Origin of the sequence: Luteococcus sp. Sow4_B9, from assembly GCF_052116585.1 — a bacterium.
In the GTDB taxonomy this organism is placed as follows: Bacteria; Actinomycetota; Actinomycetes; order Propionibacteriales; family Propionibacteriaceae; genus Luteococcus.
Map to the genome: position 1 here is coordinate 26,370 of NZ_JBQKKT010000025.1, position 9,813 is coordinate 36,182.

At 67.3% G+C, this 9,813-nt stretch carries 11 protein-coding genes and 1 rRNA gene; 2 read left to right on the plus strand and 10 right to left on the minus strand.

Going from position 1 to position 9,813, the window contains the following annotated elements:
* Positions 1-144: 144 nt before the first annotated feature.
* Positions 145-1,068 carry a site-specific tyrosine recombinase XerD gene (locus ACTQ49_RS12840; protein ID WP_441828245.1) on the minus strand — a complete coding sequence of 308 codons (924 nt, stop codon included), beginning with the start codon at positions 1,066-1,068 and terminating at the stop codon, positions 145-147.
* Positions 1,069-1,100: 32 nt separating this feature from the next.
* On the minus strand, positions 1,101-1,766 hold the full coding sequence (locus ACTQ49_RS12845; protein WP_441828234.1) for an NUDIX domain-containing protein: 666 nt from the start codon (positions 1,764-1,766) through the stop codon (positions 1,101-1,103).
* Between the two features lie 139 nt (positions 1,767-1,905).
* Here ACTQ49_RS12845 and ACTQ49_RS12850 point away from each other — a divergent pair, with 139 nt between their 5' ends.
* On the plus strand, positions 1,906-2,964 hold the full coding sequence (locus ACTQ49_RS12850) for an ATP-dependent DNA ligase (RefSeq protein ID WP_441828235.1): 1,059 nt from the start codon (positions 1,906-1,908) through the stop codon (positions 2,962-2,964).
* Positions 2,965-2,993: 29 nt separating this feature from the next.
* Here ACTQ49_RS12850 and recN read toward each other — a convergent pair whose 3' ends face one another.
* From recN to ACTQ49_RS12880, 6 genes are all read right to left on the minus strand, one after another.
* A complete protein-coding gene (recN, locus tag ACTQ49_RS12855; protein WP_441828236.1) occupies positions 2,994-4,697 on the minus strand; it encodes a DNA repair protein RecN in 1,704 nt (567 codons plus the stop codon).
* Positions 4,697-5,608, minus strand: a complete 912-nt coding sequence (locus ACTQ49_RS12860) for an NAD kinase (protein ID WP_441828246.1) — start codon at positions 5,606-5,608, stop codon at positions 4,697-4,699. The genes recN and ACTQ49_RS12860 overlap by 1 nt, the downstream gene beginning before the upstream one ends.
* A gap of 82 nt (positions 5,609-5,690) precedes the next feature.
* The gene (locus ACTQ49_RS12865; protein WP_441828237.1) at positions 5,691-6,428 is read right to left on the minus strand and encodes a TlyA family RNA methyltransferase; all 738 of its coding nucleotides are present in this window, start codon (positions 6,426-6,428) and stop codon (positions 5,691-5,693) included.
* A complete protein-coding gene (locus ACTQ49_RS12870; RefSeq protein WP_441828238.1) occupies positions 6,421-6,678 on the minus strand; it encodes a hypothetical protein in 258 nt (85 codons plus the stop codon). Before ACTQ49_RS12870 ends, ACTQ49_RS12865 begins: the two co-directional genes overlap by 8 nt.
* The gene (locus tag ACTQ49_RS12875) at positions 6,675-7,676 is read right to left on the minus strand and encodes an HAD-IIA family hydrolase (protein ID WP_441828239.1); all 1,002 of its coding nucleotides are present in this window, start codon (positions 7,674-7,676) and stop codon (positions 6,675-6,677) included. The genes ACTQ49_RS12870 and ACTQ49_RS12875 overlap by 4 nt, the downstream gene beginning before the upstream one ends.
* The gene (locus ACTQ49_RS12880; protein ID WP_441828240.1) at positions 7,669-8,397 is read right to left on the minus strand and encodes a hypothetical protein; all 729 of its coding nucleotides are present in this window, start codon (positions 8,395-8,397) and stop codon (positions 7,669-7,671) included. The genes ACTQ49_RS12875 and ACTQ49_RS12880 overlap by 8 nt, the downstream gene beginning before the upstream one ends.
* On the opposite strand from ACTQ49_RS12880, the gene ACTQ49_RS12885 reads away from it, so the two are divergent.
* A complete protein-coding gene (locus ACTQ49_RS12885) occupies positions 8,347-8,772 on the plus strand; it encodes a hypothetical protein (protein ID WP_441828241.1) in 426 nt (141 codons plus the stop codon). The genes ACTQ49_RS12880 and ACTQ49_RS12885 overlap by 51 nt on opposite strands.
* Before the next feature lie 26 nt (positions 8,773-8,798).
* Here the strand turns inward: ACTQ49_RS12885 and ACTQ49_RS12890 are convergent, their stop codons facing one another.
* On the minus strand, positions 8,799-9,353 hold the full coding sequence (locus ACTQ49_RS12890) for a hypothetical protein (protein ID WP_441828242.1): 555 nt from the start codon (positions 9,351-9,353) through the stop codon (positions 8,799-8,801).
* Positions 9,354-9,518: 165 nt separating this feature from the next.
* Positions 9,519-9,635: ribosomal RNA gene (gene rrf, locus ACTQ49_RS12895) — 5S ribosomal RNA — on the minus strand.
* Positions 9,636-9,813 lie beyond the last annotated feature (178 nt).

The window sequence follows — 9,813 nt, forward strand, 5'->3', positions numbered from 1 at the left end:
CGTCGAACTGGTCGGAGGTGTGGTTCTCGGTGGACTCCACTGTGTGCCTTTCACGCGATGCAGCTGGGATGGTGACTGGCCAGGCCAGACCCCCAGCCTAGTACGCGATCGACGCAGAAGGTCGACATGTCGTCCACCCAGGGCTCACCGAGCCCGGGGGTGCGCCTGCTGGTAGACCTCACGCAGGTGCTCCACCGTCACGAGCGTGTAGATCTGCGTCGTCGTGACCGACGCGTGTCCCAGCAACTCCTGCACCACGCGGACATCGGCCCCGCCGTCGAGCAGATGGGTGGCAAAGGAGTGCCGCAAGCTGTGCGGACTCACCTCCACATCGAGTCCGGCACCGCGGGCCACCTTCTGCAGTGCGAACCATGCACTCTGCCGGCTCAGCCGGCGGCCCAGGCTGTTCAGGAGCAGGGCTGGACCGGGCGTCGCCGCGCGCTCCTGCCAGGCCGGTCTCCCCCGCACCAGCCAGGCTTCCACGGCGCTGCGGGCAAAACTCCCCAGTGGCACCACACGCTCCTTGTTCCCCTTGCCCAGCAGCCGCAATCCTGCATCTGGACTGGCCAGTACACGGGCCACGTCGTCCACGTCCAGATCACAGATCTCACTGATGCGGGCACCCGTGCCGTAGAGGAGTTCCAGAAGCGCACGATCCCTCAGCCCTTCCACTGACTCGGGGTCAGGCGACTCCAACAGGGCCTGGACCTGCTCGACGGACAGCGCCTTGGGAAGCCGGGTGCCCTGCTTGGGCGGCCGGATGTCGGCAACCACGTCCTCACCAGCGAGGCCGTCCTCGACAGCGAATCTGTGCAGGTTGCGAACCGTGACGACGCATCGGGCGACGCTGGCTGGGGCAAGTGGCGAGTGATCGGCATCCCCGGTGGCCAGCCACGCCTGGAAGGCCTGCACATCCGGAGCGGCGATCTGCTCGAAGTCGTCGACACCACGCAGGCTAAGGAACTGGGAGTAGCGCACCAGATCGCGTCGATAGGCGTCGCGCGTGTTCGACGACAGGCCGCGCTCCACCGCCAGGTGGTCCAGCCACAGGGGCGCGACGCGCGCCAGAGGCCCCCAGTCGACGGGGGACGGGGCGGGGCTCACGATTCCATGGCCGCGCGCTCGTCGCGCCGGAGAGCCCACTGGTCTCGAGCCGGCCAGGGTGCGTCGGCGGGCCGTAGGGCGTCGATTCGTCCGGACAGGATGGCCGTCTGCAGCGCCAGCGTGCCGCTCACCATGGTCGGTGACTGGACTGTCCCGGCAAGAACCTGCTCCACCAGGTCATCCAGTGCCACCCAGTGGATCTCCATGTGTGCCTCCTCGTCCTCCACGACGAAGTCGGCGGGCCGAGGCGCTGGTGACAGGCACCGCGCCAGATAGATCCGGATGGACTCCTCGCAGCCGCCGGGCGTGGTGAACAGGTCCACCAGCACTCGCCAGTCCTCGGCCTGGAGCAGTGCCTCCTCAGCCAGTTCGCGCTGCGCCGCAGCCAGGTAGGACTCGCCATCGGCATCCAACAGACCCGCCGGCGGTTCCACCAGCTTCATGGCCACCGGGTGGCGGTACTGGTGCACCACCGCGATGCGGTTCTCGTCGTCGAGAGCCATCACCGCCACCGCTCCGGGGTGCGTCAGGTACTGCCGGGTGAACCGGGGCCCGCTCGGCGGGAGGATGTCGTCCTCCACGAAGGTGCACACGCGTCCGCTGCCAAGCAGCCGATGCCCGGCGATCGGCCAGAACTCGGGGCGGTCCAGCGGCATGGTCATGGTCTCTCCTGTCTGTCCCGTTCGCGGGATCCCGGCGCGGGTTCTCGTCCAGTCTCCACCAGTCTCTCGCCACGAGTGACTGCACGAGCACGGCCACGCCGCCCTCGCGCCGGGGCAACCGCCTGCCAGACTGGGGGTCATGTCGCTTCCGATCGAGCTGCCCATCGCCCCAATGCTCGCCAAGGCCGCCAGCAGCATTCCCGCCGCGGACTCCACGCCCGGCGGCTGGAGTTACGAGCCCAAGTGGGATGGCTTCCGCTGCATCGTCTGCCGCGATGGTGACCAGGTGCAGCTCCTCAGCCGGTCGAAGAAGCCGATGGACCGATACTTCCCGGAGGTGCTGGAACTGGTGCTCTCCGCGCTGCCCCAACGCTGCATCATCGACGCGGAGTTGGTCGTCCGGATTGGCGAGGAAGGCTCCCAGAAGCTGGACTGGGACGCGATCAGTGCCCGGATCCACCCGGCTGCCTCGCGCATCGAACGACTGTCCCAGGAGACCCCCGCCGAGCTGGTGTGCTTCGACCTCCTGGCCCTGGGCGACGAGGACCTCACGGCTCTCGGCTACCGGGAACGCCGGGCACGTCTGGAGCAGGTCTTCGAGGGCATCACCTCCCCCGCGATCCACCTGACCCGCGTCACCAGGAGCCAGGCACAGGCCCAGGACTGGTTCGAGCGATTTGAGGGCGCTGGTCTGGACGGCGTCGTCGCGAAGCGCAATGAGGACCCCTACGAGCAGAACAAGCGGACGATGGTCAAGATCAAGCACAAGCGCACCGCCGAGGCCGTCGTGATCGGCTACCGGGTGCACAAGTCCGGACAGGGCGTCGGCTCGCTGCTGCTCGGCATGTACGACGGGACTGAGTTGGTGCCCGTCGGCGGCATCGGCTCGTTCACCGCAGCGCGGCGCACCAGCCTGGCGGAGGAGCTCCAGCCGCTCGTCCTGCGCACGGCGGAGGGCGATGTCGCGGAGGCGAGCAAACAGCGTTCCCGATTCACCTCCGCCGCCGATGCTGCCTATGTGCCACTCAGGCCGGAGCTCGTGGTGGAGGTGGCCTTCGACCAGCTGGAGGGTCGCCGCTTCCGGCATGCCGTGACGCTGCTGCGCTGGCGGCCGGATCGCGACCCCCGGAGCTGCCTGCTGGACCAGGTGGAGCGTCCCATCGCCCACGACCTCTCGGAGGTCTTCACCAGCCCGTGACCGACTGATGCCCGTCGTCGAGACGGGCCTCAGCGCTGCCCGGCGGTCTCCAGGAGTTCCCGAGCATGTGCCCGCGAGGACTCGCTGGACCCAATGCCACCCATCATCCGGGCCAACTCCTCCAACCGGTCCTCGCCCGTGACCCGTCGCAGGTCGCTGACGGTGACCTCCCCGTTGGTGGACTTGCTGACCACCAGGTGCGCGTCGGCGAAGGCGGCCACCTGTGCCAAGTGCGTGACCACGATCACTTGGCAGTGCTTTGCCAACGCCGACAGTCGACGACCGATCTCGACGGCGACCGCCCCGCCCACGCCGGCGTCCACTTCGTCGAAGACGCACGTGTGCACACCGTGCTCCTCACCGGCATTGGCATCGGCGAGAACCACCTCAAGGGCCAGCCGAACCCTGGAGAGTTCGCCGCCGGAGGCCACCTTCCCCAGCGGTGCCGCGGCCAGGCCAGGATTGGCGGCAAAGGTCAGCTGCACGGCCTCAGCACCGTGTCTTCCCAACTCGGGCAGGGGACGCAGCTCGAAACTGAGCCGGGCATGAGGCATCGCCAGAGCCGCCAGCTCCGTCTGGACGAGGGCTGCCAATAGATCAGCGGCCTCGGCACGGGTGGCCGTGATCTGCTCTGCGCTCAGGTGCAGGGTCCGGTCCAGGTCCGCCGTCTCGGCGCGCAGTTGCTCAATCCTGTCATCGGATCCGGTGAGCTCGCCCAAGCGCTGGGCGGAGGTCTGGGACCACGCCAACACCTCGTCGATGGTGTTGCCGTACTTGCGGGTGAGAGATGCCAGAGCGGCCCGACGCTCACCGATGCTCTCGAGCCGGGCGGGATCCGCGTCCAGGTCGGCCAGGTAGCCCGCAACACTGGCCGCGACGTCATTCACCACGAAGCCCACTTCACGCAGCTGCTGGGCCACCTCGGCCGCCGCCGGGTCCAGCCCCTCCGCCTGTTCCATGGCCTTGCGGGCCTCTCCGAACAGGCCGACCACGCCCGGGCTGTCGTCGAAGCCGTCCACCGATCCGCTCAGGGCTTCCGAGGCCTGCTGTGCCAGGCGTTGCAGGTCATCCATGGCCTGCAGGCGGGTCATTTCCGCGGTGAGTGCCTCCTCCTCCCCCGTCTGGGGGTCCACTGCGGCGATCTCGGCGAGGCCGAAACGCAACAGGTCCTGTTCCCGAGCTCGTTCCTGGGCGCGAGTGACAAGCTCGTCCAACTCGTCGAGGAGCCGGGCACGCCGGTCGAAGGCATCCCGGTGGGCCTCGAGGCGCGCGGCATGATCGGGTCCACAGAAGCGGTCGAGCACCTCACGCTGTCGCTCGGGGATGCCCAGACGCACCTGCTCGGACTGTCCGTGGATGGTCGCCAACTCACTGGCTATTTCCGAAAGTCCACTCACGGATGACTGGGCACCACCGACGAAGGCCCTGGACCGACCTGATCCATTGACCTGGCGCGCCAGCAGGAGTTCGCCGTCCTCGACGACCCCGCCCAGCTCGTCGACCCGCCCCACGACGTGCTCGACGCTCGAGAAGCGCCCCTCCACCAGAGCTCGCTGGGATCCATGACGCACCACTCCCGCATCGGCGCGAGTCCCCATCAACAGGCCAAGACTGCTCACCACCATGGTCTTGCCCGCGCCGGTCTCGCCGGTGACGGCGGTCATCCCGGGATGGAACTCGATGGCGCTCTGCTCGATCACTCCCAGGCCCTGGATCCTCAGCTCGGTCAGCATCAGCGACGCCCCCGGAATCCTTGCACCGGCAACTCGAACTTCTTGACCAGTCTCGTGGTGAAGGGCTGTGGGCTGAGCCGTGCAATCAGCAGGTCGTGCTCTCCTCGGCACAAGCTGATGCGGCTACCGGCTGCGGCGTCGACACTGCGCGCGCCATCAGCCCAGACGACCGCCGGCATGCCGCGTTCTGCGAGCACGATCAGGTCCACCGTGGACTTGGGACTCAGCACAACGGGGCGGGCGAACAGGGCGTGTGCTGACAGCGGGACCAGTTCGATGGCCTCGACGTCGGGCCACATCACAGGTCCACCTGCGGAGAAGGCGTAGGCCGTGGAGCCGGTGGGGGTACTCACCAGCACGCCGTCACAGCCCCAGCGGGAAAGGGGCCGCTCGTCCACCAGGGCGAAGACCTCCAGCATGCGTTCCCTGGCGATCTTCTCCACGGACACCTCATTGACCGCAAAGGACCACCACTGGAGTTTGCCCTCGGGGTCGTAGACCTCGACGGACAGCGTGAGTCGACGCTCGACGGTGTAACTGCGCTCGGTGACCTGGTCCACAAGTGTCCCGATCTCGGAGGCCTCCAGCTCTGCGAGGAAGCCCACATGGCCCAGATTCACCCCGAGCAGCGGCACGCACCACGGCAGTGCCGTCTCGGCCCCACGGAGGATGGAACCGTCCCCACCGAAGACCACGACAAGTTCGACCTCTGGGTCGCACCCGTCCAGTCGCCCGATCTCCACCTCGGACTTCACGCTGGCACGCACGACGTCGTACGACTCCGGCAGCACCTCGGTGCGGATACCCCGCTCCGCGATCTGCTCGATGAAGTCCGTCGCGGCCACCAGGGCCTCGGGCCGGGTGGGGTGCAGCATGACCGCGACGCTGCGCTGTGTGGGATCCGTGCTCATCTCAACACTCACGCAGACACCCTAGCCGCGCATGACGACAATCCCGCCGGGTGTGGTTGCCACACAGCACGCGAGGCACAGCTCACGCGCGTTCGAAGAGCACGAAGTACTCGATGTTCCCGGCCGGCCCCGGCAACTGGCTCGGCTCGCGCCAGACGTCCCGCCAGCCGAGCTCCCGGGCCTGCTGACAGACTGCCTCGACGGCGGCCAGCCGGGTCGCCTCATCGCGCACGACCCCTGTGGAGGTGAGGTTGCGGCGGCCCACCTCGAACTGTGGCTTCACCATCAGCAGAGCTCGCCCCTCGGGTGACAGGACGGAGAAGAGCCGCTCCAGGATCAGGCCGAGACTGATGAAACTCACGTCGCAGACCACCAGGTCAACTGGGCGACCCCCGACGTCGGCGATGGCGAGATCACGCAGGTTGAGCCCCTCACGGACCACCACGCGCGGATCCTCCCGCAGGTGCTGGACGAGTTGTCCGTGCCCGACGTCCACCGCATGGACTTGCAGCGCTCCGCGGCTCAGCAGCACCTCGGTGAATCCCCCTGTGGAGGCGCCGGCATCCAGCACTCGCTGGGGGACGCGATCCCATCCGAGCGAATCCAATGCACCGAGCAGTTTGATTGCCGCACGCGAGGCCCACTGCACGTGTTCCCTCAGGGTGATCGCTGCATCTGGCGCCACGCTGAGAGAGGCCTTCGACGCGAGCTTCCCGTCCACCTCCACCAGACCGTCCTCCACCAGCTTTCGGGCGAGACTTCGGCTGCGCGCAAGGCCCCGCTGCGTCAGGAGCACATCAAGCCGAAGGCCGTCAGCCATGGCGCGGCTCCGCGGGGTCGGGGGCGCCCTCGGCCCGGCGCGGCCGCAGCCCTTCGGGAATCGAGGCGACGGGCGGACGTCGACTCTCCTCGAGAACCGCAGCGAGCTGGTCCTGGACTCCCGAGAGCAGGTCATGGTGCTCCCGCAGGTCCTTCCCGCCGAGATCCTCAACGCTGCGCAGCGCTTCGTCGACGTCGGGATGCCCGGTCCGGGGACGCGGCCTCACCTCACCGTCAGCGGTCTCGCTCACGGGAGCAGATCCAGCTGGTTGACCACGTCCGCATCCAACGTGGTGTCGCGCCAGACCAGTTGGAGTACCGCCCACAGGGCGTCCAGCTGGCCCTCCCGCTCGGAGGGAATGTCGTCCAGCCGGACGCGGCCGTTCTCGACTCGGGCTCGCACGCCGTTGCACCGTGCCTCCGACTCCCCCAGCTCCGCAATCCGCGCCGGGGCAAGCAGGGCCCTCAGGTCATGTCCGATCGCGGTGGGTCGGCAGGACTCGTCGGCAGCAAGCAGGTCCGCCTTGCCGTGTGCCCCGGTGAAGACGAACAGGGAATCCATGCCGACGGCCACGGCTCCCATCACGTCCGTGTCCAGCCGATCCCCGACGAAGATCGCCTCGCTCGTACCCAACCGTCGCATCGTCTCCTCCAACAGCGGGGTGCACGGCTTCCCCGCCACCAGGGGCTGCGTCGTGACAGCCACCTGAACCGCCGCGATCTGGGCCCCCGCCCCGGGAACCAGTCCGGTGTCAGTGGGACGAGTGGAGTCGGTGTTGGTGGCAAACCACGCCGCCCCACCCTGGATGGCTCGGCACGCGTCATCCAGACGGGGCCAGGTCATCTGCGGGTCATAGCCCTGGATCACGGCTACTGGCTCATCCTGGAGCGTCCACACCGGAGCCATGCCGACCGCGGCGACCTCATCCGCCAGGGCTTGCGTTCCCACCACCAGAATCCGACTGCCCGCGGGGAGCTGCTCGGTCAGCATCCGAGCGCCCGCCTGGGCGCTGGTCACCACGTCGGCGAGTTCTGCCGGCACCCCTAGCTCGGTGAGGTGCTCGACAACCGTTGCCGGGCGGCGTGCAGCATTGTTCGTGACATACCCAATCTGGGTGCCCCGATGCCTGAGTTCCTGAATGCCCTCTGCAGCTCCCGGGACGGCGCTCGGGCCAAGGTAGACAACTCCATCCAGGTCGAACAGTGCAGCTCGGTAGGTTTCGACCAAGGCCTCGGACTCGTCACTCATCGTCTCGCTCCTCAACCGGCTCAAGGTCCTCGTCCTTGTCGGTGCGTCCGACTGGCGATTCCTCGTCACCGGGCTCTTCGACACTGGGCTCCTCGACACTGGGCTCCTCGACACTGGGCTCCCCCTCACCGAGCTCCTCATCCGCATCGTCCTCGCCAATCTCGAGCACGAAACCGTCCAGTGCGTTGATCCGGTCCTGGGCATCGAGCGCCTGTTCGGTGTCAAGGTGCTCGACTGTGACGAACCACTGCCGCGCAGCGACCTGCTCGCCACTGCGCTCCAGCATGTCCGCATAGGCATAGCGCAGACGGGCCTGAGACTCCTTGGGCAACCGCTTTTCCGCGATGGCATTCTTCAGCAGGCGCAGGGCCTCTGCCCGCTGGCCCAGGTCATCCCGGGCGCCTGCCTCCACCAGCAGCATTTCCACCTGCTGCTCACCAGCCAGCCGTTCCTGCGCAGCCTCCTTGGCAAGTTTCAGCGCGTTGGCCGGCCGTCCAAGAGCTCGCTCACAGTCGGCCATGACAGGCAGGTACTCCGGATTTCCGGTCATGCGACGCAATGCCCGGTACTCGTTGAGTGCCGCCGCGAACTCCCCTGCCGCATAGGCGGTCTCGGCCGTTGCCTCGCGCACGACCGGCAGACGCGCCGCCCGCCGTCTGGCTGCTTCGGCGTGACGGTAGGCCAGGGCCGGGTCCTCGTCGATCAGTTCACCGGCGGCCATGATGTGTGCAGCCACGATGGCCGCGAGTTCCTTCGGCAGGCCCTTGAGCTCGGCTCGCAGCGGACCGGGAAGCGTGCGCTCATCAACCTCTGGTGGCGTTTCCGGTTCGTCGTCACGAGCGGCCAGCCCCGGACGGATGAAGTGCTCCTCCTCACGGCGACCTTCGTGCCGATCCTCGCGGAAGGGTCCCCGGTTTCCACGGTCCTCAAAGCGGTCGGATCGACGATCACGTCCAGCATCCCGCCGCTCACCACGCGAGCGATCGTGGGAGCGACGGTCGTCATTGCGGCCAGCCGATCCGCCGCGATCGGCACCCTGACCGTAACCACGCCGGTCTCCCGAACCCTGACGATCGCCCCAGGAGTCACCGGCTGAGTAACCGGCACGATCTTCATCCCGGTTCAGGCCCCGTCCCCCTGGACGGGAATCATCCCGGCGATAGCCGCGGCTCCCTGATCCCTGTCCGTCGCCGCGACCGTAGCCCCGGTCACGAGAATCGAGGCGATCATCACCACGTCCATATCCGCCTCCACGGGGCGACGAGCGGTCATCCCGGCGTCCATACCCGCGTTCTCGAGACTCGAAGCGATCATCCCGACGCGAGTATCCACCCTCTCGGCGATCGAAGGCACCCTCGCGTCCTTGCTCGCCGGCACCGCGTCGAGAGCCCCGCCCCTCCTGGCTGCCGAAAGCTCCACGACGATCGTCTCGATCGCTGCGCCGGTCCTGGCCCGCGTATCCGCGTTCGCGATCCTCACGTCCCCGACCATCGTTGGAGGGTCCACGTCGCTCCGGGCGATCTCCTCCGCGCCCGCGATCATCTCGGGAACCGTAGCCACGGCCACCCTGACGATCGTCCCGGCCGTAGAACTCGCGCGAGCCAGACTCGCCGCGAGCATCACGACGCAAGCCTCCACCTCGTCCTTGGCCAGAGCGCGCGTCGCGCTGGTGGGCACGCTCGTTGTCCGACGAGTTGTCCGACGAGTTGTTGCTTGGGTAGTCAGCCATGGGTCCATCCTGCCGCACGCCAGTGGCGCAGCGATACTTTGATCGTTCTTGAACATGAAAACACCCCTTTGGGTGTGTCACCGTGGTGACAACCCAAAGGGGTGTTTGTGTAAGTCCGGCGGCGTCCTAGTCTCCCACAGGATCCCTCCTGCAGTACCATCGGCTCTAAAAGGCTTAACTTCCGGGTTCGGAATGGGACCGGGTGTTTCCCTTTTGACATGGCCACCGAAACACTATGGAGATATCTATCGTGTTCTACCCCCGTGTGTGCAGCCCTCTTTGTGGGGGGTGCTTTGTGGGGGTGTTCCCGACCGTACCTCGGGAACCACACAGTGGACGCGTAACATCTTTGTAGGATACAAGCCCTCGGCCTATTAGTATCGGTCAGCTCCACACATTGCTGTGCTT

Coding starts and splice junctions, on each gene's coding strand:
- ACTQ49_RS12865 (WP_441828237.1), bottom strand. CDS start 6,428: ATGGCTGACGGCCTTCGGCTTGATGTGCTCCTGACGCAGCGGGGCCTT.
- ACTQ49_RS12860 (WP_441828246.1), bottom strand. CDS start 5,608: ATGAGCACGGATCCCACACAGCGCAGCGTCGCGGTCATGCTGCACCCC.
- ACTQ49_RS12850 (WP_441828235.1), top strand. CDS start 1,906: ATGTCGCTTCCGATCGAGCTGCCCATCGCCCCAATGCTCGCCAAGGCC.
- recN (WP_441828236.1), bottom strand. CDS start 4,697: ATGCTGACCGAGCTGAGGATCCAGGGCCTGGGAGTGATCGAGCAGAGC.
- ACTQ49_RS12875 (WP_441828239.1), bottom strand. CDS start 7,676: ATGAGTGACGAGTCCGAGGCCTTGGTCGAAACCTACCGAGCTGCACTG.
- ACTQ49_RS12880 (WP_441828240.1), bottom strand. CDS start 8,397: ATGGCCGCCGGTGAACTGATCGACGAGGACCCGGCCCTGGCCTACCGT.
- ACTQ49_RS12845 (WP_441828234.1), bottom strand. CDS start 1,766: ATGACCATGCCGCTGGACCGCCCCGAGTTCTGGCCGATCGCCGGGCAT.